Genomic DNA, 24585 nt, shown 5'->3' on the forward strand with positions numbered 1-24585 from the left:
AGCGTACTGGTCAGTGCGTGGGGGCCTTGCGCAGTGTGACGGCCGCGATCGCTCCGGCGAGGACCACCAGCCCCGCGCCGATCAGCGAGGTCACCATGACGCCCGAACCGAAGGCCGCCGATGCCGCGTCCCACAGCGCATCTCCGAGTTGCGCAGGAAGCTCCTGCGCCGCCGTGTAGGCGCCCGCGAGCGTCTCCGTCGCCGCATGCGCCGCCTCTGCGGGAATACCCTCCGGGACCACGAGCGCGCCACGGTAGAACGCGGTGATGAGTCCGCCGAGCACTGCCGTGCCGAGAACAGCTCCGAGTTCATATGCCGTCTCCGACACGGCGCTCGCGGCGCCGGCCTTCTCGGCCGGGGCGCTCGAGAGGATGAGCTCGTTGGAGATCGTCTCGGCGCCGCCGATGCCGATGCCGAGCACCACGAACGCGATGATGAGGGGGACGACGCCGTGGTCGGCCGTCGAGAACGCCACGAGCAGATACCCGGCGACGGAGAAGACGAGTCCCGCCGGCACCAGGATGTGGGGCGGCACCCGCCGCGAGATGGGCACCACCGAGAGCCCGGCAACGATCATCGCGAGCATGCCCGGCACGAGCGCCGCACCCGCTGTCATCGGTGAGAGACCGAGTACGAGCTGCAGGTGCTGCGACACGAAGTAGAGGAAGCCCACGAGCGCGACGACGCTCAGCAGATTCACGAGGATCGCACCGGAGAACGACCCTCTGCGGAACAGAGCCATGTCGAGCATGGGAACCTCGGCGCTCAGCTGACGCCGCACGAAGAGATAGCCCATGGCGACGCCGAGCAGTGCCCAGGCACCCGCTGTGAGGCTCGGGCCGTCGACGGCGAGCGACTTGATCGCGTAGACGACGGGGATCATGGCGGCCATCGAGAGCGCGATGCTGACGATGTCTATGCGTCCTGGATTCGGGTCCCGACTCTCGGGTACGAGCAGAGGCGCGGCGATGAGCAGTGGGATGAGCACCGGCACGGCGATCAGGAAGACCGAGCCCCAGTCGAAGTGCTCGAGCAGGAACCCGCCCACGATCGGACCGAGGGCCGCACCTGCAGAGAAAGCTGACGCCCACACCGCGATGGCGAGGCGACGTTGATCGCGGTTCTGGAAGATCGAGCGCAGGAGCGACAGCGTCGACGGCATCAGCATGGCTCCGAAGAAGCCCAGCAACGCGCGCGCGGCGATCAGAAGGCCGGCCGTCGGCGCGAAGGCTGCGACCACAGACACGGCAGCGAAGCCGGTCGCACCGATCAGCAGCATCCGGCGGCGCCCGAATCGGTCGCCGAGCGTTCCCATGGTGACCAGAAGTCCGGCGAGGACGAGCGGGTAGACGTCGATGATCCACAGCTGCTCGGCCCCGGTGGGAGCGAGCGCGATGGAGATCTCGGGGAGCGCGAAGCTCAGCACCGTGTTGTCCACCGACACCAGAAGGACCGGGAGCATGAGGACGACGAGTGCCGCCCAGCCGCGGGCTCCGACACGGGGAGCATCCGTCTCTGTCGTCGGGACCGACGCAGTACGGGTCATGGAACACCTCTCAGGATCATGACGGCAGCGTTACTAAACCGTCCAGCTGGTATAGTAACAGAATCGTCATCTATCAGCGTTACGGTGATGAGAGACGAACAGAGGAATCCCGATGCCCCGACCTCCCCTGGCCCGCGAACGCGTGCTCGACGCGTTCGAGTCCATCGTCATCAACGACGGCGAACGGGCGGCGACGCTGGACGCGACGGCGAAGGCGGCCGGCGTCTCGAAGGGCGGGCTGCTTTACCACTTCGGATCGAAAGAAGACCTGGCGGCAGGACTCCTCGATCGTCTCGACGCACTCACCACGACAGACCTCGAGCGGATGGCCGCGGCAGACGAGGGGCCGGTGGCGTACTACGTGCGCACCTCCGTCATGGAGAACGACGCTTTGGACCGCGCGCTCATCGCCGCGTCACGTCTGGCACAGGGCGGGTCTCTTCCCGCCGGCGAGGCGCTGCGCACCGTGCGGCGTCGCTGGGAGGACATGATCCGTCCGCACGTGCGCGATCGAGCGAGCCTCAACCTCGTGATGCTGCTCAGCGACGGACTCTATTTCAACAACTCACTCGATGTGAACGGCGAAGAGCATCTCGTCCCCCACCGCGCCGAGCTCGACGAGCTGATCGCGCTCGTGCTCCGCACCACCGCACCCTGAGACCGCACCGGAAAGCCAGAGTGGGAGGCGCGACCGCTCGGCCGCCCCTCCCGCTCTCTTCGTGCGTCTGGATCAGATGTCGGTGATCTCGATCTGACGGAACAGGTCGGCGTCGATCTCGGAGCGCAGGGAGTCGAGCAGGTCATCAGACACCGGCGAGTCCAGCGTGAGCACGCTGAGCGCCTGGTCGCCCGCTCCGAGCCGCGAGATCTGCATGCCGGCGATGTTGATGCCGGCCTCGCCGAACTTCTGCCCGTAGACCGCGACGATGCCCGGGCGGTCGGTGTAGAGCATGACGACGTGGTGCTTCTCGATCGGCAGCTCGAGCGCGTGGTCGTTGATCGCGACCAGCTTCTCGGCCTGCTTCGGACCGGTGAGAGTGCCGGACACCGACAGCTGTGAACCGTCGGAGAGTGCGCCGCTCAGAGTGATCACATTGCGGTACTCGTCGCTCACGTCGTCTTTGAGCAGGCGGACGGCGATGCCGCGCTGGTCAGCGAGCAGCGGGGCGTTGACGTACGAGACGGTCTCGCTGACGATGTTCGTGAAGACGCCCTTGAGCGCCGCGAGCTTCAGCACGCTGACGTCGTAGTCGTTCAGCTCGCCGTGCACCTCGACGTCGAGGCTCGTGAGAGGCGACGTCGCGAGGGCGGCGAAGATCTGACCGAGCTTCTCGACGAGCGAGATCCCCGGGCGCACATACGGATCGATGACTCCCCCGGCGACGTTGACCGCGTCCGGGACGAGGTCGCCGCCGAGCGCGAGGCGTACGGAGCGCGCCACTGAGACACCGGCTTTCTCCTGCGCCTCCTCGGTGCTGGCACCGAGGTGCGGGGTCACGACGACGTTGGGGAGGTCGAGCAGCGGACGAGCGGTTCCGCCCTCGGCGGGCGGCTCGGAGGTGAAGACATCGAGTCCTGCGCCGGCGATCTCACCGGCGACGAGGGCCGCGTGGAGTGCTTCCTCATCGATGAGACCACCGCGAGCGACGTTCACGACGAAGGCGGTCGACTTCATGGCCTTGAACTGCTCGGCACCGATCATGCCGGTCGTCTCGGGCGTCTTGGGCATGTGGATCGTGAGGAAGTCGGCCTCTGCGACGAGCTCGTCGAGCGAGAGGAGCTGAACGCCGAGCTGCTGCGCGCGGGCCGAGGTGACGTAGGGGTCGTAGGCGACGACGCGCATGTCGAACGCCGCAAGGCGCGCGGCGACCAGCGCTCCGATGCGACCGAGCCCCACGATGCCGACGGTCTTCTCGAAGAGCTCCGCACCCGTGAACGAGCTGCGCTTCCACTGGCCGGCGGCGAGTGAAGCGTGTGCCGCGGGGATGCGACGGGCGAGGCTGAGCACGTGTCCGACCGTGAGCTCGGCAGCCGAGACGATGTTCGACGTCGGTGCGTTGACGACCATGACGCCGGCCGCTGTGGCCGCCTTGATGTCGACGTTGTCGAGTCCGACGCCGGCGCGGGCGACGACCTTCAACTTCGGCGCGTGCGTGAGAGCCTCTCCGTCGATGTGCGTCGCCGAGCGGATCAGAACCGCATCGGCCTCCGCCAGCGAGGCGAAGAGCGCCTCACGATCGGTGCCGTCGACGGTGCGGACGTCGAAGTCGGGGCCGAGGGCCTCGATCGTGGCGGGAGAGAGAACTTCAGCGATGAGCACGACGGGCTTCGGCACAGGGATCCTTCGGGGCAGCGCGACAGGGGGCCGATGCGCCGCACACCATGGGGGCGCGATCACCTCAACTGTACCCGAGCGCTCCCGCTGCTCCGTGCCGTATGACGACGGGCCTCAGACCGCGACGGTCACGAGGTCCGACATGTTGAGGATGCTGTATCCGATCAGACTCAGCCAGAACACTGCCACGACGCCGAGGCCGGCCAACAGCACCAACGCGAGTTCACCGGCACGACGTCGTCGACCGATCGCATACGCGAAGACGAAGACGATCGCGGGGAAGACCACGCCGAAGAGAAGTGTCACCCAGCCGATGCCGGTGAGCCCGTTCTGCGCCATCGAGACCAGGTGGGCGACGGCGTTCCAGATGGCGTAGGCGTAGAAGAGACCTGCGAGGCCGAGCACGAGCGCGCTGAGCCAGCGAGGAGAACCGGAGGATGCGGGAGGAACCGCCTGCTGCTCGGTCATGACCCGATCACCCCCACCGTCACGAAGGGCCACGGCACGAGAAGCACCACTCCGAGCAGGAGCAGGCCGATACGGATCCATGCAGCCTTGGCCCGAGTGAGGACCCACACCGCGAGGAACCACAGCGCGGGCGCCGCCACCGCGAGCACGAACCACGGTACGTACATGGCATCGGCGACGATCAGATTGGCGAGCGGCTTGAGCCGCAGTCCGCCGACGACCCAGCCGATGCTGAAGAGCAGATAGATGCCACCCACGATGCCGACGGTCAGCAGCATCGCTGTGCTCAACGACGCGCGCTCCGAGCCCTCGCTCTCGACGCGCCCGACCGCCTCGCTCCCCTTTCCGACGGCGTTCCAGCCGTCCGGCAGCGCAGGGTCGTCCGAGGGTCCATCCGTCGGGGCGGACGCCTTCGCCCCGGAGGCCGTCGGAGAGGGCGCCGCTGGAGCCGCGCCCTCGTCGCCATCCCAGTTCAGGGCGTCGTCGGAATCGGAGATCATGTCCCCAGCGTAGGACACGGCGTCCACTATGCTCGGGGGCATCTGGGCCGCAGGGGCCCGCGCCGGGAGGGATCACCGTGGCAGAGCAGAACAAGAACGTCGATCAGGCCGCGGCGAGCGACTCGGTCGACGAGCCCGCTGCAGGGTGGAGACCGACCCCGGCTGCGAAGTCGAAGGCGACCACCTTTCGCTGGATCGCGGCCGTGCTGTGGGCGCTCGCGATCATCGGCGAGGCGGTCTCGATCTTCTGGCTCCTGCGCCAGCGCGAGTATGTCGGCGAGGACGGCGCCCTGGTCCGTGATCCGGATACCGGCCTGCTCGAAGACCGCGGCGTCACCGTGGTGTTCCCGCAGTGGGCGTTCGTCACGCTGCTCGTGCTGCTCGTCGTGATCGCAGCCCTCGCGATCACCGGTTCGATCCTGTGGAAGAAGGCGAACCGTCTCGACCCCGCGCGCAGGTCCGAGACGGTGCGCTTCTTCGTGCAGAACCAGCTCGGCGCGATCATCGCCATCGTCGCGTTCCTGCCCCTGGTCATCCTCATCTTCCTCAATAAGGACATGAGCAAGGGCCAGAAGACCACCGCCGGGATCGTCGGCGTGGTCCTCGCTCTGCTCGCCACTGTGATCGGAGTCGACTTCAACCCGCCGTCGGTCGAGAGGTACACCGCCGACCAGTCGGCCGTGATCCAGCTGCTCGGCAAGGACGAGGTCGTCTGGGTCGACGGCGGCGCCGTCTACCACGTCTGCGAAGACGTGTCTGACATCCAGACGGGCAGCGAGAAGCGCATCGGCACCACGGCAGAAGCCGTGGAGGCAGGCAAATCCCGCCTCACGCTGAAATTCGCGTCCGAGTTGAACGCCTGCGGGCTTCCGGTCCCTCAGAACGCCGACGAGATCGAAGAAGCGCTGCGCGAGATCCAGGCCGGCGCGGTCGACACCGCTCTCCCGGCTCCGGTCTGGACCAACGGCGACGACGCCCCGCCCGTGATCGAGGACGCACCGTCCGAGTAACGGCCGACCGACAGATGAGAGGGGCTCGGTGCGATGCGCACCGGGCCCCTCCTCACATGCTCGAGAACCTGCCCGCTCAGACTCCGGATGCCGTCATGACGACGACCGCTTCGTGACGCAGCGCCGAGGGGATGCTCGCTGTTCGCACACCCGACGCGTCGAACGTGGATTCGACCGCCGAGCCGTCCATCCAGCGCAGCTCGATCCCGTCGAACTCCGCCGGCAGCTCGGCCGTGCCCGTCGTGGGATCGAGCAGGTGCAGGTGCACTCCGGCTGCTGAGCGCGTGTACCGACGCGGCGCCCCGGTCTGCTCCCCCATCCTGATCCACGGACGGGTGGAGTAGATCGCGTCTCCGTTCACCCGCAGCCACGCTCCGAGCTCACGCATCGCACTGCGCTGCAGGTCCGGGATGGAGCCGTCGGCGGCGGGGCCGACGTTGATGAGGAGATTGCCGTTCTTTGCCACGACGTCGACGAGCAGTCTGGTGAGGGCAGCGCCCGACAGTGAATGCCGCGAGTCCTCGTCCCGATTGAAGCCGAACGAGTAGCCGAGTCCGCGGGTCGATTCCCACGGCTCCGGGATGATCTCAGGAATGTCCGTGTACTCGCGGGTGAGGAAGCCGTGGTACGGCACTCCCCACCGATCGTTCACGACGCCGTCTGGCACGGCATCGAAGTAGCGCCTGAGGAGTGCGGCGACCGCGTAGTCGTCCCCCGCCTTCCCGCCGTCGGGCCACTCGATGTCGTTCCAGAGCAGGTCCGGCGAGAACCGTTCGACGAGCTCGTCGAGCTGCGCCGCCGAATAGCGGGCGAAGTGCTCGTCGTTGCGGCGGTAGCGGAAGAGGTCGGTGTCGGACTCGATCGGCGGGAAGTCGCTGACGTGCCAGTCGAGCGCGCCCGAGTAGTACACGCCGAACTTCGCGCCCGCCTTGCGGGTCGCGGCGTGGAACTCCGCGATCAGGTCGCGACGGGGCCCGCGGGCGACCGCGTTGAACCCCGTGGTCTCGGTGCCCCACAGGCAGAACCCCTCGTGATGCTTCGTGGTCGGCACGATATACCGGGCCCCCGCATCCACGAGCTCCCCGACGAAGGAGTCGGCATCGAATACCGACGCATCCCATCGATCGGCGAGGTCCTCGTACGAGGTTCCAGGTCCGAACAGGCGCTGGTGCCGTTCCCAGGTCGGACTTCCTGCGATTCGCACCGTGTTGCCGTACCACTCGGCGTACTGGTGCCACGCGTAGGCGTCTTCGGTGGGGATGTGCACGCCGTCGCCATGCTGCACCGCCCATGCCGGCACGGAGTAGAGCCCCCAGTGCACGAAGAAGCCGAGCTTCGCGTCGCGATACCAGTCGGGCACACCGTTCCCCGGGTACACAGGAGCCGCGGCGCCGAAGTCAGGGCCCGTGCGCTTCTCGAAGTTCATCATGCGGTGGTCTCCTCACGGTCGCCGCGGCGTCCGACCACGGCGGTCAGATCCGGCGTGCCGGACGGGTCGAACGGGTACACGCCCGGCCGCAGCCGGTGATGACCCAGCCGCAGCAGGTCCTGATCGACACCACCGGGCGTGAGCGCGAGCGTCCAACCGCGGGCGAGATCGTACAGCTCGGGCTCCAGATAGCCGATCTTGACGACCACGATGTGGGCGGTCGTGGGTTCCAGTCCGAGCATGCGGAAGTCGGCGAGGTGATGGAAGGGCTTGCGGCGCTCGGTGATGATCGCATGCAGACCACCGACGGCGATCACGACCTGCGTGCCCGCGTCCGGATCGCCCTCGGTGACCGAGAAGACGGTGCCGGTGATCTCGACAGGCGCATGCGGGCCGTCATCCACTCGGGCTCCCGCCGACAGCGACACCGTCGCTCCGGCTCCCGCGGCGACCGCCCGTGCGACCGCATCGGCGTCGAACACCGAGGCGACCAGAGTCGTGCGCGAACCGTCCGTCAGCTCGCTGTGACCGAGCAGGTGCGCGAGAGTCCAGGTGACATCGCCCGCTCCCCCGGCCGTGGGATTGTCTCCCGAGTCGGAGATCAGGTACGGGTGCTCGGCATCCGGTGCGAGAGCCTCGGCGAGGGCCTCCTCGAGCGACCCCGTCTCAGCGACGAACACGAAGTCCGCACGTGCCTCCCAGAACATCCGGGCGATGCGCTCCGCTTCGCGGGTGATGACCTCGCGATCGTCGCCGGTGACGACGACGTATGCCTGGCAGCGGGGCTCGTCAGCCCAGGCATATCCGATCCACACCGAGGCGTCGACGACTCCGGGGAGTGCCTCGATGCCGGGAAGCTCGGCGTAGATCCCCCGAGCGGGCTCCAGCCGCGTGCTCGTCTTCTCGCCCGGCAGCAGCACCGGCACCGGCACCCAGGCCACGAGAGGTCGGCGAAGATGCGGATCGCCGCCGTGCTCGCCGCGCAGCCGCACGAGCAGGTTCCAGACTGCGCGTTCCTTGGTGTTCAGCCAGTCCTCGTGGGGCGCCATTCGGTAGCAGGTGAGCAGGTCCACGGCATCGCGCAGCACCTCCGACACGTTGCCGTGCAGGTCCATCGAGGTCGACACGAGAGTGTCGGGGCCCAGCGCCTCCCGCACCGCACTCGCCAGATCTCCCTCGGCGTCATCGATTCCGACGACGCTCATGGCTCCGTGGATGTCGAAGAAGAAGCCGTCGAACGGACCCTGCTCGCGGATGCCGTCGACGATCGCCGTCTTCATGCGGTTGTAGGTAGCCGGGTCGACGGCGCCGCCCGGGAGCGACCGACCGTGCGTCAGGGGAACCCACTCAGCCGCATCGGCGAGTTCGCGCCCCTCGTCGAGGAACGGGTAGTACCGCCGAAGCCCCTCACCCGTGCGAACCGTGAACGCGTCGTCTCCGGAGATGTGCGGGGAGAACGTGCTCGACTCGATCGAGATGCCACCGATGCCGATGCGCGGCCGTCCGAGCCCTCCCTCGATCACGGGCGGCAGAGCGCCCATCCAGACCTCGCTGGCTTCGGGCGTTCTTCCTGTCACAGCTTGCTCCTCGTCGTCGATGGTCATCGCGCCCTCACCGGCGCCAGTATGCGTCGAGCCGCCTCGATCGCGCCGAATGCGACCGCATCCGCGCCGAGCCTCGCCGGAGTGATCACGAGCGGCAGCCCCGAGACGGGCGGATCGGAGCGCAACGTGGTGAGGATCGCCGGCTCCAGCAGATCCCAGGCCTCAGACACTCCCCCGCCCACGATGGCCCGCGGCAGGTCCAACAAGGTCGCAGCGCTCACGCACGCCAGCGCGACCGCGCGCCCAGCCGTCTCGAAGGCGGCGACCGCGCGTGGATCTCCTGCCCGCGCGCGCTCGGCGACCGCACGTGCATCCGCGACCGGCTCGCCGCCGCGCGCCTCGTATCGGCGCGCGATGGAGGTCCCTGATGCGAGGGTCTCGAGGTGACCGACCTGCCCGCACGTGCAGACGAGGTCGCTGTATCCGGGCGTGTGCCCGATCTCGCCCGCTGCGCCGTGGGGGCCGTGCCGTAGGTCGCCGTCGATGATCACCGCGCCACCGACCCCGGTTCCCAGCATCACGCCGAGCACGTCGTCGTCTGCACGGCGGTCGGCCGCCACCTCGCCGAGCAGGAAGGCGTTGACGTCGTTCTCGACACTCACGGGCACCGAGAGTCGTGCCACCAGCGCATCAGCCAGGGGGAAGCCTGCCCAGCCGACGAAGGTCGCCGATGCCGCGCGGATCGTCCCCGTCGCGTGGTCGACGACCCCGGCGGCCCCCACGCCGACCGCGATCAGCCGGACGGACGCCCGTGCGACGAGATCGAGAGCGAGTGCGGCGGCCGCATCCGCCATCGCCTCCCCGCCCAGGCTGGCCGGCGCTGCCACGCTGCCGCGCGCGAGCACGGTGCCGTCGTCGTCGACGATCAGCCCGGCGATCTTCGTTCCGCCGATGTCGATCCCCACGATGGCGCCCGGCGCTGCGGGCTCACCTGTTCCGGGCATGGTCGTCCTGTGTTCCTCGCCGATCATCGTCATCGTCCGCCGAGCCCCGCCATCGCGATGCCCTTGACCAGGTGCTTCTGCAACACGATCACGAGCAGCGTCGTCGGGATCATCGAGATGATGGCCGCAGCCATCTGCAGATCCCACCGGGTGCCGGTGAGCCCCGCGAAGCTCGCGAGACCGACCGGAAGCGTGCCGTGCGCGTCGTAGTCGACCGTGACGATCAGCGGCCAGAGGTAGCTGTTCCAGAAGGTCAGGAAGGTGAACACCGCCAGCACCGCGACGGCCGACTTCGACAGCGGGAGGATGATCTGCAGGAACGAACGGATGGGCCCCGCGCCGTCCACCCGAGCTGCCTCTTCCAGCTCATACGGAATGCCGCGGAAGAACTGCCTCATGAGGAAGGTGCCGAAGGCGCCGAACGCGAACGGCAGCACGAGCGCCTGGTAGGTGTCCACCCAATCGAACCACTGCATCACCTGGAACATCGGGATGACGAGCACCTCGGCCGGGACCATCAGGGTGGCGAGGAACAGGATGAAGACGGCATCCCTCCCCTTCCAGCGAAGTCTCCCGAAGGCGTACCCCGCCGTCGTCGATACGACCAGCACCACGAGGGTGCCGAGGATCGCGACGATGAAGGAGTTCGCGATGTACGTGACGAACGGCCCGTAGGCGAAGACGTCGACGAAGTTGCTCCATCTCAGCTCCGACCCGATGAGGGTGGGCGGCATCGAGAACATCTCGGTGTTCGGCTTCAGCGCCGAGAAGAACGCGTAGACGATCGGCGACACGAAGATGAGCGCCGCGATGTAGATGCACACGTGCGCGATCACGAGTCGGACGCGGGCCGCGGGGGTCGTCGCGGCACCGCGTGCGCGCCTCAGCTCTCGGGGCGTGCGCATCGCAGCCGTCGGCGTGGTGAGGGTCTCAGTGCTCATAGTGCACCCACTTCTTCTGAGCGGCGAACTGCAGGCCGGTGATCGCGATGATGATCGCGAAGAGGATCCATGCGGCCGCGGCAGCGAGGCCGAGGTCACCGAAGGTGAAGCCCTGCTCCCAGATGAACATGACGAGAGGCTTGGTGGCGTTCCCCGGTCCACCGCCGGTGAGCAACTGAGGCTGGACGAACACCTGCAGCGACGTGATCATCGTCATGATGGTCGCGAAGAAGATCGCCGGAGAGATCATCGGGATGATGATGCTCCAGACGCGCCGGAAGCCCTGTGCACCGTCGATGCTCGCGGCTTCCAGCACGCTCTCGGGTAGCTGCTCGAGAGCGGCGGAGAAGATCAGCATGTTGTAGCCGAGCCCCTGCCACACGCTCATCGCGACGACCATGATCATCGCCCACGACGGGTCTGCGAGGAAGTTGGGGAGCTGGATGCCGAACCAGGTCTCGGAGAGCCCGTTGAACAGGCCCTGCGGCTGCAGCATCATCTTCCACACCAGCACGTTCGCGACCATCGGGGTCACGACCGGGATGAAGAAGAGCACCCGGAGCGCGCCTCGTCCGCGGATCCGCGGGCCGAGCCCGAGAGCGAGCACAAGCGAGAGAGCGACGCTCAGCGGCACGTAGAGCAGGGTGTAGACCGCCGAGTTGCGCAGCGCCGGCCAGAAGTCTGGGCTGGTGGTGAACAGCGTGATGTAGTTGTCCACACCGTTGAAGGCCCGCTCGCCGAAGGTCGGCCAGTCGAAGACGCTCATCACGATCGACAGCCCCACGGGCACGATCGTGAACAGGGCGAGCCCCACCAGGGCTGGGCTGGCAAATCCCAGCGCCTGGCGGGCCTCGACCTTGGCGAGCGATCCTCGACGTCTCGTCGTGATCGTCATCTCAATTTCTTTCGTTGATTACTGCAGAAGTGTCCGGAACCGGATCACTCGCCGAACTGCGCCTGCGCGTTCGACAGCAGTTCCTCCATCGACATCTGGCCGTTGTAGACGCTCACCAGGTTCGGCTGGATGTAGCTGTCGAGCTTCTGCCAGTTCTGCGTCATGTACAGCGGCACGGTGTCGCCGAAGGCGGCCTCGAAGACCGACTGCACCTGGTCGCGGTACTCCTCGTCGAGGGATTCGAAGTACAGCGGCTGCGACGAGACGCGAGCGGGGTACGAACGACCCGACGACGCGATGTAGTCCTGCGCGTCCTCACCGAGGAGCGACCCCATCACTTTGAGGGCGGCTTCGGGGTTCTCGCAGTTCGCGGAGATGCCGTAGCCCGAGCCGAGGATCGGGCCCGGGTTGCCGTCGACGCCCGCGGGCAGCGGAGCCATCCCGGCGGCGAAGCCGGACTCGTTGTTCAGGTAGGTCACCGCGTTCCAGGTGCCGTCGACGGCCATGGCCGCGTTGCCACCCGAGTACTGGTTCTCGCCCCAGCCGGTGTCAGAGGCGGAGGCCACGGGGGCCGCGACCTTCTTCTCGTCGACGAGCCCGGCGTACCAGGACGCCGCGTCGACGAATGCCTTCTCGTCGATGTGGAGGGAGCCGTCCTCTGCGGCCGGCTGCGTCGCCGAATATGCGATCGGCATCGACATCCATTGGTAGCCGCCCATGCCCATGGCGAACCCGTACTTGCCGTCCTTGGTGGCGTCGGCGGCGATGTCGTCGAAGTCGTCGAACGTCCAGCCGATCTCCGGAGTCGCGGCGCCCGCCGAGGTCAGCATGTCCTGGTTGTAGTAGACGAGCATCGTCGCGACGTCGAACGGCACGCCGTAGACCTTGCCCTCGAAGCTCAGGATGCCGTCGGCGCTCGGGTTGAACTCCGACCAGTCGATGCCGGCCGTCTCGAGGTCATCCGCACTCAGCTCTCGGAAGCCCTGGGTGTACCCGCCGAGCTGCGCTCCGCTCATGCCCGTGACACAGGCCATGTTGCCGCTCGCCATGTTGGTGGTGAGCTTGGTGAAGAAGTCGCTCCAGGGCGACGTCTGCAGTTTGATCTTGATGTCGGGGTTCTGCTCCTGGGCGAAGGCGACCTGCGCCTCCAAGGCGTCCACATCGGATTCGCTGCCGGCCCACATGTCGACGACGATCGTGTCGCCGTCAGCCGAACCGCCGGCGTCTCCACTCGCACAGCCGGTCATCGCCACAGCGATGCCGGCGACAGCTATGGCTGCCCCCACACGCAACTTCTTCATTGAATGCCTCCTCGGGAAAGATCAGGTTATTTCGAGAATCGAAGCAACCTAGTAGGATTTCGTATGAAGTGAGATTGTCACACTTCACCTCGACGCCGCAAGCGGAACATCCGATGTTTATCGGAGCTTGATATTTCGTAACCGAGCCGAAACGCAGCTCCTCCCCGCTACGCTGACCTTGCTTCGATCACGAAGGAGCCTCATGCCCGACACCTCGCCCCTCGCCGTCGAGGACCAGCACTCTCGACGCATCCTCGATCTGGTCGCTCGCGGAGAGGCGCGCTCCCGCAGCGAGCTCGCCGCGCTGCTCGGCGTGGCGGCGTCGACCGTCGGGCTCAGGGTGCAGTCGCTCCTCGATGCCGGCGTGCTGCAGGAGGCGGGCGACGGCACGTCCCGCGGGGGAAGACGCCCTCGTGTGCTGCGGATCGCCGGTGACGGCATCGTGCTGTCAGCCGACCTCGGCGGACGACACGCGCGGGTCGGGAAGCACTCGCTGAGCGGAGCGCTGCTCGGCACCGAGTCGATCGCGATCGATCTCACCGACGGCCCGGATGCGACACTCGCACGCGTCGCCGAGGTCTTGGAGCGCCTCGGCGCCGACACGCGGATCCACGCGATCGGCGTCAGCCTTCCCGGACCGGTGGACATCCTCACCGGAACCGTCGACCAGCCGTCGCGCATGCCCGGTTGGCCTGGCTTCCGGGTCGGCGAGCATCTGGCCCGCCGCTTCGCAACGCACGTAGCAGTCGACAACGATGCGAACCTCGCCGCGCTCGGCGAGCACCGCGCGCAGTTCGGCCACATGCAGCACAGCATCACTGTGAAGGCCGGCACCGCCATCGGCAGCGGAGTCATCGTCGACGGACACATCCACAGAGGCGCCACGAGCGCTGCCGGCGACATCACGCACACCCGCATCGACGGCAGCGGCGACATTCCCTGCTCGTGCGGCAACACAGGATGCCTCGAGACGGTCGCCAGCGGCGCGAGCCTCGTGCGTCAGATGCGCGAGCGCGGCAATGACACTGTGCGCACGACCGCCGACGTGCTGACGCTGGCCAGGGATGCCGACCCGCTCGCGACTTCGCTCGTACGGACGGCGGGCACGCACCTCGGCCAGGCGCTGTCCGGGGTCGTGAACTTCTTCAACCCGCACGCGGTCTTCCTGACCGGGGGCATGAGCGCCTCCGAGCCGTTCATCGCCGCAGTCCGCAGTCGCGTCTACGAAGCGTGCCACCCCCTGGCGACGCAGCGACTTCGCATCGAGCCCGCGACCACAGGAGCGGATGCCATCCTGCAGGGCGCCGCAAGGCTCGCCCTCGAGGGCATGGACATGGCGGCAGGCTGATCGGCCACCAGTCCCCTGATCAGTCCGCGAGCGTCAGCTCGATCACCGGCAGCAGCACGTCGGGGCGCCTGACAGGCAGATGGACGGTGAGCGTCCCCTCGACCTCTCCTGCCGGGGTCATCAAGTCGGCCTGCTGCTCGGGATCGGATGCGCTCGTCTTGAGCCACGACCCGTCATGCAGCAGCCGCGCATAGGTCACTCGCCCGGCGAGATCCGGCAGGTGCACGAACCCCATCGGCCAGGAGAACAGGCTCAGGTACAGGCGATCACCTCTGCGCGTGTAGACGCCTTCGCGGGGAGGAGTGAACTCGGCGTGCCCCGCCCCGACCACCGCACCTCTGTGCAGCCGCATCCACTCGCCGATCTCGCCGAGCGTCGCAGAGTCCCGCGGAGCGATGGCCCCGCGCCCGTCCGGACCGATGTTGAGAAGCATGTTGCCGCCCATCGAGACCGAGTCGACCAGCATCTGCGTCAGCAGCGTCGATGACTTCTGGTCGTTATTGTCCCGGTGATATCCCCAGGAACCGTTGAGCGTCTGACATGCCTCCCACGTCAGGGCAACGCCGTCTCGGACGATCGGCGCTGTCGGCTGATACTGCTCGGGGGTCACGAAGTCGGCGGGTATCCCGAGGCGGTCGTTCACCAGCATGTTCGGCTGCAGCTCGCGACACAGCGCGAGCAGGCCTGCGGCATCCCAGTCATCGGGCCCTTTGCCCGCCCATCCGTCCTTCGTCTCGGGGTAAGTGAAGTCGAAGAACAGGTAGTCGATGTCGCCATATGCGGTGAGCAGTTCACGCACCTGGGCGTGCAGGTACTCCCGGTAGATCGACATGTCCCTGCCGACGTTCAGTTCGTGTGCATCGGCATCGTCTCGACGGGGGTGGTTCCAGTCGACCGTGAAATGCGGGTGATGCCAGTCGATCACCGAGTGATACAGCCCCACCTGGAGCCCCTCGGCGCGGAGGGCGTCGACATACTCGCGCACCAGATCGCGCCCCGTCGCCTCGACGGAGGTGAAGTCGGTGCGCTGAGAGTCCCACAGGCAGAATCCGTCGTGGTGCTTGGTCGTCAGCACCACGTAGCCCATCCCCGTGTCCTTCGCCGTGCGCGCGAGGGCGCGAGCATCGAAGAGATCCGGGTCGAAGTGCTCGAAGTACTGTCGATAGTCCTCGTCGGTGAGGCGTTCGTAGTTCTGCACCCACTCATGCCGCGCGGCGCCGCTGTAGAGGCCGAAGTGCACGAACATGCCGAAGCGGGTGTGATCAAACCATTCCTGTCGCATGCCTCCATCCTGGCACAGACATCCGATGTCTAACGAGAGAAGCGGCGAAGACAAAAGAAGAACGGGCACCCCCGGAGGGATGCCCGTTCTTTCGAGATCGAATCAGCGTCAGCGCGCAGCGCTGCCGTCGACGTAGTCCTCGTCCTGCTGCTTCCATGCGAAGAGCGAGCGCAGCTCCTTGCCGGTGGCCTCGATGGGGTGCGTCTCCTCCTTGGCCCGCAGCGCGAGGAACTCCTCACCGCCGTTGTCCTGGTCGTCGATGAAGCGCTTCGCGAACGCGCCGCTCTGGATGTCGGCGAGGATCGCCTTCATCGACTCCTTGACCTCGGGGGTCACGACACGGGGGCCCGACACGTAGTCGCCGTACTCTGCGGTGTCGGAGACCGACCAGCGCTGCTTGGCGATGCCACCCTCCCACATGAGGTCGACGATGAGCTTCAGCTCGTGCAGCACCTCGAAATAGGCGATCTGCGGCTGGTAGCCCGCCTCGGTGAGCGTCTCGAAGCCGGCCTGCACGAGGTGGCTGACGCCACCGCACAGCACGGCCTGCTCGCCGAACAGGTCGGTCTCGGTCTCTTCCGTGAAGGTCGTCTTGATGACGCCGGCACGGGTGCCGCCGATCGCCTTCGCGTACGACAGCGCGGTCGCCCACGCGTTGCCCGACGCATCGCGCTCGACGGCGATGATGTCCGGGATGCCGCGGCCGGCGACGAACTCGCGACGGACCGTGTGGCCCGGCGCCTTCGGAGCGACGAGGATCACGTCGACGCCCTCAGGAGCATCGATGTAGCCGAAACGGATGTTGAAGCCGTGCGCGAAGGCGAGCGTCTTGCCCTCGGTGAGGTTCGGGGCGATCGACTCGCTGTAGATCGTGCGCTGGTGCTGGTCCGGCGCCAGGATCATGATGAGGTCGGCCCACTGAGTGGCCTCGGCGACCGTCTTGACTGCGAATCCGGCCTCCTCCGCCTTCGGCGCCGACTTGGAGCCCTCCTTGAGAGCGATCGCGACCTCGACCCCCGAGTCGCGAAGGTTCTGCGCGTGCGCGTGACCCTGCGAGCCGTAGCCGACGATGGCGACCTTCTTGCCCTGGATGATCGACAGATCGGCGTCTGCGTCGTAGAAGATCTCGGTGCTCACTGGTTTTCTCCTTGATTGGTGTTCGTGTACGTGTGTGAAGTCTGGTCAGCCGCGCAGGACGCGTTCGGTGATGCTCTTGCCGCCGCGGCCGATGGCGAGCAGCCCCGACTGAGCGATCTCCTTGATGCCGAAGGGCTCCAGTGCGCGGAGCAGGGCATCGACCTTGCCCCGGTCGCCGGTGACCTCGATCACCAGCGCGTCGGACGCGTAGTCCACGACCGAGGCGCGGAACAGGTTGGCCACCTCGATGACGTTCGACCTGTTCGCGTTGTCGGTGCGGACCTTGACGAGCATGTGCTCGCGCTGCACCGAGGTCGGGAAGTCGAGCTCCACGATCTTGATCACGTTGATCAGCTTGTTGAGCTGCTTGGTGACCTGTTCGAGAGGCAGGTCCTCGAGGTCGACGACGACGGTGATGCGCGAGATGCCGGGCACCTCGGTCACGCCCACCGCGAGGGAGTCGATGTTGAAGCCGCGGCGCGCGAACAGTCCTGCGACGCGGGTCAGCAGACCGGGGGTGTTCTCCACGAGGAGGCTCAGCACGTGAGTCGACATGGTCAGTCCTCCTCGTCGAATGCGGGCGCGTGCTCGCGGGCGTACTGGACGTAGCTGTTGCTCACGCCCTGGGGAACCATGGGCCACACCATGGAGTCGGCGCTGACGACGAAGTCGATGACGACGGGGCGGTCGTTCGTCTCGAGAGCGAGCTTGATCGCCGCATCCACCTCCTCCTCCTTCTCGACGCGGATCGCAAGGCAGCCGTAGGCCTCGGCGAGCTTCACGAAGTCGGGGATGCGCACCGTGCCGTGCCCGGTGTTCAGGTCGGTGTTCGAGTGGCGGCCGTCGTAGAACAGCGTCTGCCACTGGCGCACCATGCCCAGCGAGGAGTTGTTGATGATCGCGACCTTGATCGGGATGTTGTTGATCGTGCAGGTCGCGAGCTCCTGATTCGTCATCTGGAAGCATCCGTCACCGTCGATCGCCCACACCACGCGATCGGGTTCGGCGACCTTGGCACCCATGGCTGCGGGGACGGAGTAACCCATCGTTCCCGCTCCCCCGGAGTTCAGCCAGGCGTTCGGCCGCTCGTACTTGATGAACTGCGCAGCCCACATCTGGTGCTGTCCGACGCCTGCGGCATAGATCCCCTCCGGGCCGGTCAGCTCACCGATCCGCTGGATCACGTACTGCGGCGCGAGGAGCCCGTCGGTCGTCGGCGCGTATCCGAGGGGGAACTCGGTACGCAGCCCGTCGAGGTACGACCACCATTCCTCGGTGTCGGGGGTCGTCGTGTTGACGGCTGTGCGGAACGCGGACTCGAGATCGACCAGAACGTCGCGGACGTCACCGACGATCGGCACATCGGCCGTGCGGATCTTCGAGATCTCCGCCGGATCGATGTCGACGTGCACGACCTTGGCGTTCGGTGCGAAGAGAGCGGCCTTGCCGGTCACTCGGTCATCGAACCTCGCGCCGAGCGACACGATCAGGTCGGCCTCCTGCAGCGCCAGCACCGCCGGGACGGTGCCGTGCATCCCCGGCATGCCCAGGTGCTGCTGATGCGAGTCGGGGAACGCGCCCCGCGCCATGAGCGTCGTCACGACCGGTGCGTTCGTCGTCTCGGCCAGCGCGAGCAGCTCGGCCGACGCACGACCGCGGATCACACCGCCGCCGACGTAGAGCACCGGCTTCTTGGCCTCGGCCAGGAGCGCAGCGGCCGCGTGGATCTGCTTGCCGTGGGCCTTGGTCACGGGGCGGTACCCCGGCAGGTCGTACTTGGGCGGCCAGACGAACGGCGCCATTGCCTGCTGGGCGTCCTTGGTGATGTCGACGAGCACGGGGCCGGGACGGCCCGTCGATGCGATCTCGTACGCCGCCGCGATGGCACCGGGGATCTCGGATGCGTCCTTCACCAGGAACGAGTGCTTCGTCACCGGCATCGTGATGCCGACGATGTCGGCCTCCTGGAACGCGTCGGTGCCCATCAGCGTCGAGAACACCTGCCCGGTGATCGCGAGCAGCGGCACCGAGTCCATGTAGGCGTCGGCGATCGCAGTCACGAGATTGGTCGCACCGGGGCCGGAGGTCGCGATGCAGACCCCGACCTTGCCCGACGACGATGCATAGCCCTCGGCGGCGTGACCCGCTCCCTGCTCGTGCCGCACCAGGATGTGCCGAAGCTCGGCCGCGTCCATCAGCGGGTCGTAGACGGGGAGGATCGCGCCGCCGGGCAGGCCGAAGACGTCCCTGACGCCGAGGAGCTCGAGCGTGCGGACGACCGCCTCTGCTCCGGATATCTCCGGTGCGGCGGATTTGGGTGCGGGCGGCCTCGGCACGGCCGAGACGGTGTCAGCGGTCATGACACTCCTTCTGATGGTCTGTGGGCGACGTCGGAGGCTGGGATGCCGGATCGACGCGGATCAGCCGGTCGTCGCGCCCTCGGCGGCGGACCGCACGAGACGCGAGTACTTGGCAAGAACGCCACGGGTATAGCGCGGGGGTAGCGGCTCCCAGCCAGAACGGCGGGAGGCGAGCTCCGCCTCGTCGACGAGTAGGTCGAGAGAGCGAGCTGCGATATCGACCCGTATCAGATCACCATCGCGCACGAAGGCGATGGGACCTGCGTCCACCGCTTCGGGTGCTATGTGGCCGATGCACAGGCCGGTTGTGCCGCCTGAGAATCGTCCGTCAGTCAAGAGTAGTACATCTTTTCCGAGCCCCGCGCCCTTGATGGCCGCGGTGATCGCGAGCATCTCGCGCATACCCGGTCCGCCCTTCGGGCCCTCGTAGCGGATCACGATGACGGTGCCCGCCTCGATCTCGCCGTTCGCCACGGCGTCCATCGCCGCACGCTCGCGCTCGAACACCCGGGCGGGCCCTTCGAAGACGGCTGCGTCGAAGCCGGCGGTCTTCACGACCGCGCCTTCGGGGGCGAGTGATCCGTGCAGGATCGTCAGGCCGCCGGTCGCATGGATGGGGTTGTCGAACGTGTGGATGACCTCGCCGTCGATCGGCTGGGGGTCGAGGTCGGCCAGGTTCTCGGCGAGCGTCTTACCCGTCACGGTGAGCGCGTCACCGTGCAGCAGGCCCTCGTCGAGCATCGCCTTCATGATCACCGGGATGCCGCCGTGACGATCGACGTCGTTCATGACGTACTTGCCGAACGGCTTCATGTCGGCCACGTGCGGCACCTTGTCGCCGATGCGGTTGAAGTCGTGCAGGCTCAGGTCGACCTCGGCCTCCCGGGCGATGGCCAGCAGGTGCAGCACGACGTTCGTCGAGCCGCCGAGGGCCATCGCGAGCGCGATCGCGTTCTCGAACGCCTCCTTGGTGAGGATGTCGCGGGTCGTGATGCCCTGACGGAGCAGGTTCACGACGGCCTCGCCGGAGCGGTGCGCGAAGTAGTCGCGGCGCCGATCCGCGGCGGGCGGGGCGGCCGAGCCGGGAAGGCTGAGGCCGAGCGCCTCGGCGACCGACGCCATGGTGTTGGCCGTGTACATGCCTCCACAGGCGCCTTCACCTGGGGCGATGGCGCATTCGATGCGCTTGAGGTCTTCTTCGCTCATGAGACCCGCTCGGCACGCGCCGACGGCCTCGAACGAGTCGATGATCGTGACGTCCTTCTCGGTGCCGTCGGAGAGCTTGACCCACCCGGGTGCGATGGAGCCGGCGTAGAGGAAGACGCTGGAGAGGTCTAGACGGGCGCTCGCCATGAGCATGCCGGGGATCGACTTGTCGCAGCCTGCGAGCAGCACCGAGCCGTCGAGACGCTCGGCCATCATCACGGTCTCGACAGAGTCGGCGATGACCTCGCGCGACACCAGCGAGAAGTGCATGCCCTCGTGGCCCATCGAGATGCCGTCGGACACCGAGATCGTGCCGAACTGCAGCGGGTAGCCGCCACCCGAGTGCACGCCCTCTTTCGCGCCCTGCGCGAGGCGGTCGAGGCTCAGGTTGCAGGGTGTGATCTCGTTCCAGCTGGACGCTATGCCGATCTGGGGTTTGTCCCAGTCGGCGTCGCCCATGCCGACGGCACGGAGCATGCCTCGGGAGGTCGTCGCCTCGATGCCGTCGGTGACGACGCGGCTGCGGGGCTTGATGTCGATGGGCGCGCTGCTGGAGGGATCATGCGAGGACATGACGGAAGTCTATTCCCGCCGGGAGGTGCGCTCGTCCGCGAGCGTCTCCAGAAGCAGAGCGATCTCTTGTGGATTCTCCACACGAAGCTCGGCGGCGCTCTCCCCCGGTCCCACGCGCACGCCCAGATCGTCGCCGGTGAGCACCCTCATCGCGTCCTCGTCCGTGACGTCGTCGCCGGCGAAGAGGATGGCGGTCGCATCGAAGTGCTCGCGAAGTGCGGTCATCGCGGCGTCCTTCCCCTCGTTCCGAGACGAGAACTCCAGCACGCGATGACCGGCGCGGCGCCGCCAATGCGGGAAGCGCTCGGCCACCAGGGCATCGATCTCGGCGAATACCGCCTTCTCCACCTCGCGCGTGGCGGTGCGCGTGTGCACGCCCATCCCGAAGGTCTTGGGCTCGAGCTCGGCACCTTCGTAGCGGTCGATGATCGGGCGTGCGGCCTCCCACAGCTCCTCGCGAGAACCCTCGGCGGACTCGCCGCCGTCGCTTGCAGCATCGCCGACACCCGGATACCAGTACTGGGCACCGTGCGAACCGGCCAGAGCGATCAGCGAATCATCCGTGTGCTCGGTGATGACCCTCAGGTCGTGCATGCTGCGCCCCGACACATAGGCGACCACCGTGTCGGGAAGGGCAGCGAGCCGAGCGACCTGCGTAGCGACCTCGGGCAGCGCCCGGGCTGCCATCGGGTCGGGGACGAGCGGAGACGCCGTGCCGTCGAAGTCCAGGGCGACGACCAGCCTGGGGGTGGCTGCGATGGCGCTCAGCGCCGGGTCTGCTTCTCCGGGGGTCCAACTACGGGTCACAGTGTCTCCAATCGAGGCGGTGTCCTCCCAGTATGACCCGGCGGATCAGCGTCGGCGGACGTCTGCGAGCGCGCGGAGGAACGACGACGACCAGGCGTTCACGTCGTTCTCCAGCACGCGGCGGCGCAGCGACCGCATCCGCTTGCCCTGCTCGGCCGGCGTCATGGCGACCGCCGTCATGATCGCGTCCTTCAACCCGGCGATGTCGTGCGGGTTGACCCGCACCGCCTGTCGCAGCTCATCGGCGGCACCCGTGAACTCGCTCAGCACGAGCACGCCACGGTTGTCGGCGCGGGTCGCCACATACTCCTTCGCCACGAGGTTCATGCCGTCGCGCAGGGCGGTCACGAGCATGACGTCGGCAGCGAGGTACAGCGCGACCATCTCCTCGCGAGGGTAGCCCTGGTGCAGATACCGGATCGCCGTGTGGCCCATCGTGTCGTGATCGCCGTTGATGCGCCCGACCGCGAGCTCGATCTCGTCGCGAAGGTGCACGTAGGCGTCGACGCGCTCACGGCTCGGACTCGCGACCTGCACGAAGGTGACGTCATCGACGCTCAGCCGGCCGTCTTCGAGAAGCTCGCCGTACGCCTTGATGCGGTGCCGGATGCCCTTGGTGTAGTCGAGCCGATCGACGCCGAGCAGGATCTTCTTGGGGTTGCCGAGGCTCTCTCTGATCTCGGCCGCACGCGCCCGCACCTCTGGGCGCGCCGCGAGTTCGAGATACGGAGCCGTGTCGATGGAGATCGGGAAGGCCCGGGCTACCGCGGTGCGGGTACGTCCGTCGTCCGATGGGATCGCCACCGCAGACCCCTTGACCTCGTAGCGCAGACGACGGCGCACCGCCGTCAGGAAGTAGGTGGCGTCCTGCGCACGCTGGAATCCGATGACATCGGCGCCGAGCAGGCCGTTCAGCACCTGATCACGCCAAGGCAGCTGGGCGTAGAGGCCGTGTGCCGGGAACGGGATGTGGTGGAAATAGCCGATCGTGACGTCGGGCCTCAGCTCGCGGATCATCTGCGGCACCAGCTGCAGCTGATAGTCGTGCACCCAGACCGTGCCGTCGGTGGCGACGACGTCGGCAGCGGCCTCTGCGAACCGGCGGTTGACTTTGACGTACGCCTCCCACCATTCGCGGTGGTACTGCGGCGGCGCGATGACGTCATGGTAGAGCGGCCAGATGGTGTCGTTGGCGAAGCCCTCGTAGTAGTCGGCGACCTCTTCGGCACTGAGCGGCACCGGAATCAGGTCGATGCCGTTGATCTCGAACCGGTCGAGCTCGAGGTCGGGCTGTCCCGGCCAGCCCACCCAGGCCCCGCGCGCACTGCGCATCATCGGCTCAAGAGCTGCGACCAGACCGCCCGGGGAGGTCCGCCACTCCTCGTCTCCGTCAGGACCCACGACCCGGTCGACCGGAAGTCGGTTGGCGACGACGACGAAATCTGCGACTGACATGGGTGAGTGCTCCTGACGATGCAGTGGGGGTGCTCCTCAGGCTACAGAAGCTCAGACCGAGGCTACGCGAGGTCGGGTCGCACTGAGGCACCAATTGACAACCGCCGCCGCGAACGCTACCCCGGCGGCGACGATCGGCAGGACGAGGGCGCTGCCCGTTCCCGCGTTCTCGGCGAGCTCGCCTGCCACCGCCGCGCCGAGGGACTGACCGACGACGATGCCCGAACCGAGCATCGTCATGACCGTGGCCGAGCGTCCGAGTGGGCTGCGCGCGGCGCCGAAGCTGTACTGGGTCACCAGAGTCGGCCCGATTCCGATGCCCATGATGGCCAGCGCGACCATCATCATCACGGGCGAGTCGACGAAGAGCAGCAGCAGGCTGCCCGCGAGCAGGATGCCGGAGAACACCAGCCAACGCGCGCGCAGTGAGAACCGCACCGGAAGCCAGGCGACTCCGAGGGCGAGGATCGCCGAGCCGACGCCCATGACTCCGTAGAGGAGTCCGGCCTGCTCGGGGGCGCCTCGATCGGCCATGAAGGAGGTGAGCGCTGTGAGCATCGTGCCGAAGAACATCCCCACTCCGAGAATTCCGACGACGACGATCAGCAGGCGCGGGCTGAAGAGCTCAGACACGGCCGACGGGGCTCTGCCGTCTTCACCTCGGTGCACGGACACGACGCGCGCACTCGGATGCAGGGCGAATGCGCCGACGAACACCACCGTGAGCACGGCCGCGCCGATCAGCGGGGCCCACGGAGCGATCGCCGACGCGAGGATGCCGACGATGAAGGGTCCGAACACGAACACGGTCTCATCGGCTGCGGACTCATACGCCATGGTGCCGGAGACGGTGCGGGTGCGGAGTGCCTCCGGCATGCGGTCGGCGATCATCGTGACGAGCCGGGAGCGTGACATCGGCGCCACCTGCGGGGCGGTCGCGCCGATGCCGAAGGCGGCGATCAGCACGAGGGCGTCGACTCCACCCGTGTAGACGACGACGGTGAAGAGCACCAGCATCGTCCCGTTGGCGATCGCCAGGATGAGCAGCACCATCCGCTGGCCGAACCGGTCTGCAGCGGCGCCCAGCAGAGGCCCGAAGCACGCCGTGCCCAGGCCGACCGCTGCGGAGGTGAGTCCTCCGAGCGAGAGCGAGCCGCGCGCCGACACGACGACGGTGAGGACTCCGACGACCATCATCGCGAACGGCAGTCGGGCGATGAACGCGATGACGAAGTACGGCAGGCCCGCGATGCGGAGCAGTCCCGGTGAATCCGGCGTCGTCGTCGGGGCGTGGTTCTGAGGCGTGGGCGTTGCGTGTGTCATGGGCTCTCGCGCGTCCGCAGACGCGGGGTCGGGTGCCGCCGCTGTCCGCCGGAAAGCCGGCGGCCGGTAGATACACGGATTGCGGCCGCGAGCGAGCCGCGACTGCCCCATTGTACCGCGC

At 67.4% G+C, this 24585-nt stretch carries 21 protein-coding genes; 3 read left to right on the forward strand and 18 right to left on the reverse strand.

Annotated elements, in window-relative coordinates; genetic code table 11:
- Positions 1-10: 10 nt before the first annotated feature.
- A complete protein-coding gene (locus tag ACIOU8_RS03525) occupies positions 11-1546 on the reverse strand; it encodes an MFS transporter (RefSeq protein WP_400785850.1) in 1536 nt (511 codons plus the stop codon).
- A 112-nt stretch (positions 1547-1658) separates the two neighbouring features.
- Here ACIOU8_RS03525 and ACIOU8_RS03530 point away from each other — a divergent pair, with 112 nt between their 5' ends.
- Complete coding sequence (locus ACIOU8_RS03530; RefSeq protein WP_400785852.1) at positions 1659-2204, forward strand: TetR/AcrR family transcriptional regulator; 546 nt, start codon at positions 1659-1661, stop codon at positions 2202-2204.
- A gap of 72 nt (positions 2205-2276) precedes the next feature.
- Here ACIOU8_RS03530 and serA read toward each other — a convergent pair whose 3' ends face one another.
- From serA to ACIOU8_RS03545, 3 genes are all read right to left on the reverse strand, one after another.
- The gene (gene serA / locus ACIOU8_RS03535; protein ID WP_400785854.1) at positions 2277-3881 is read right to left on the reverse strand and encodes a phosphoglycerate dehydrogenase; all 1605 of its coding nucleotides are present in this window, start codon (positions 3879-3881) and stop codon (positions 2277-2279) included.
- A gap of 114 nt (positions 3882-3995) precedes the next feature.
- Positions 3996-4349, reverse strand: coding sequence for a hypothetical protein (locus tag ACIOU8_RS03540; RefSeq protein ID WP_400785856.1), 354 nt, complete (start codon positions 4347-4349; stop codon positions 3996-3998).
- Complete coding sequence (locus ACIOU8_RS03545; RefSeq protein WP_400785858.1) at positions 4346-4849, reverse strand: hypothetical protein; 504 nt, start codon at positions 4847-4849, stop codon at positions 4346-4348. Before ACIOU8_RS03545 ends, ACIOU8_RS03540 begins: the two co-directional genes overlap by 4 nt.
- Before the next feature lie 77 nt (positions 4850-4926).
- Between ACIOU8_RS03545 and ACIOU8_RS03550 the strand changes: the two genes are divergently transcribed.
- Positions 4927-5859 carry a hypothetical protein gene (locus ACIOU8_RS03550; RefSeq protein WP_400785860.1) on the forward strand — a complete coding sequence of 311 codons (933 nt, stop codon included), beginning with the start codon at positions 4927-4929 and terminating at the stop codon, positions 5857-5859.
- Positions 5860-5935: 76 nt separating this feature from the next.
- On the opposite strand, the gene ACIOU8_RS03555 is transcribed toward ACIOU8_RS03550, so the two are convergent.
- From ACIOU8_RS03555 to ACIOU8_RS03580, 6 genes are read right to left on the reverse strand one after another with little or no spacing between them, the layout of a single operon-like run.
- Positions 5936-7288 carry an alpha-L-fucosidase gene (locus ACIOU8_RS03555; RefSeq protein ID WP_400785862.1) on the reverse strand — a complete coding sequence of 451 codons (1353 nt, stop codon included), beginning with the start codon at positions 7286-7288 and terminating at the stop codon, positions 5936-5938.
- Positions 7285-8829, reverse strand: coding sequence for a M81 family metallopeptidase (locus tag ACIOU8_RS03560; RefSeq protein WP_400786873.1), 1545 nt, complete (start codon positions 8827-8829; stop codon positions 7285-7287). Before ACIOU8_RS03560 ends, ACIOU8_RS03555 begins: the two co-directional genes overlap by 4 nt.
- A gap of 59 nt (positions 8830-8888) precedes the next feature.
- Complete coding sequence (locus ACIOU8_RS03565) at positions 8889-9836, reverse strand: ROK family protein (protein ID WP_400785865.1); 948 nt, start codon at positions 9834-9836, stop codon at positions 8889-8891.
- Between the two features lie 29 nt (positions 9837-9865).
- Positions 9866-10777: a carbohydrate ABC transporter permease gene (locus ACIOU8_RS03570; protein WP_400785868.1), complete on the reverse strand. Its 912-nt coding sequence runs from the start codon at positions 10775-10777 to the stop codon at positions 9866-9868.
- Positions 10767-11672, reverse strand: coding sequence for a carbohydrate ABC transporter permease (locus tag ACIOU8_RS03575; RefSeq protein WP_400785870.1), 906 nt, complete (start codon positions 11670-11672; stop codon positions 10767-10769). Before ACIOU8_RS03575 ends, ACIOU8_RS03570 begins: the two co-directional genes overlap by 11 nt.
- A gap of 44 nt (positions 11673-11716) precedes the next feature.
- Positions 11717-12973, reverse strand: a complete 1257-nt coding sequence (locus tag ACIOU8_RS03580; RefSeq protein ID WP_400785872.1) for an ABC transporter substrate-binding protein — start codon at positions 12971-12973, stop codon at positions 11717-11719.
- A 202-nt stretch (positions 12974-13175) separates the two neighbouring features.
- Between ACIOU8_RS03580 and ACIOU8_RS03585 the strand changes: the two genes are divergently transcribed.
- Complete coding sequence (locus ACIOU8_RS03585; protein ID WP_400785875.1) at positions 13176-14321, forward strand: ROK family protein; 1146 nt, start codon at positions 13176-13178, stop codon at positions 14319-14321.
- 19 nt (positions 14322-14340) lie between these two features.
- Here the strand turns inward: ACIOU8_RS03585 and ACIOU8_RS03590 are convergent, their stop codons facing one another.
- The 8 genes from ACIOU8_RS03590 to ACIOU8_RS03625 form a co-directional block, all read right to left on the reverse strand.
- Positions 14341-15603, reverse strand: coding sequence for an alpha-L-fucosidase (locus ACIOU8_RS03590; protein ID WP_400785877.1), 1263 nt, complete (start codon positions 15601-15603; stop codon positions 14341-14343).
- 108 nt (positions 15604-15711) lie between these two features.
- The gene (gene ilvC / locus ACIOU8_RS03595; RefSeq protein WP_042541742.1) at positions 15712-16740 is read right to left on the reverse strand and encodes a ketol-acid reductoisomerase; all 1029 of its coding nucleotides are present in this window, start codon (positions 16738-16740) and stop codon (positions 15712-15714) included.
- Positions 16741-16785: 45 nt separating this feature from the next.
- Positions 16786-17295 carry an acetolactate synthase small subunit gene (gene ilvN / locus ACIOU8_RS03600; protein ID WP_400785880.1) on the reverse strand — a complete coding sequence of 170 codons (510 nt, stop codon included), beginning with the start codon at positions 17293-17295 and terminating at the stop codon, positions 16786-16788.
- Positions 17296-17297: 2 nt separating this feature from the next.
- On the reverse strand, positions 17298-19100 hold the full coding sequence (locus tag ACIOU8_RS03605) for an acetolactate synthase large subunit (RefSeq protein ID WP_400785883.1): 1803 nt from the start codon (positions 19098-19100) through the stop codon (positions 17298-17300).
- A gap of 60 nt (positions 19101-19160) precedes the next feature.
- Positions 19161-20879, reverse strand: a complete 1719-nt coding sequence (gene ilvD / locus ACIOU8_RS03610) for a dihydroxy-acid dehydratase (protein ID WP_400785885.1) — start codon at positions 20877-20879, stop codon at positions 19161-19163.
- 9 nt (positions 20880-20888) lie between these two features.
- On the reverse strand, positions 20889-21686 hold the full coding sequence (otsB, locus tag ACIOU8_RS03615; RefSeq protein ID WP_400785888.1) for a trehalose-phosphatase: 798 nt from the start codon (positions 21684-21686) through the stop codon (positions 20889-20891).
- A 45-nt stretch (positions 21687-21731) separates the two neighbouring features.
- Positions 21732-23141, reverse strand: a complete 1410-nt coding sequence (locus ACIOU8_RS03620; protein ID WP_400785891.1) for a trehalose-6-phosphate synthase — start codon at positions 23139-23141, stop codon at positions 21732-21734.
- A gap of 51 nt (positions 23142-23192) precedes the next feature.
- Positions 23193-24464: an MFS transporter gene (locus tag ACIOU8_RS03625; protein WP_400785893.1), complete on the reverse strand. Its 1272-nt coding sequence runs from the start codon at positions 24462-24464 to the stop codon at positions 23193-23195.
- Between the last annotated feature and the right edge of the window lie 121 nt (positions 24465-24585).

Origin of the sequence: Microbacterium sp. NPDC087589 (assembly GCF_044743635.1) — a bacterium.
Taxonomy (GTDB): domain Bacteria; phylum Actinomycetota; class Actinomycetes; order Actinomycetales; family Microbacteriaceae; genus Microbacterium.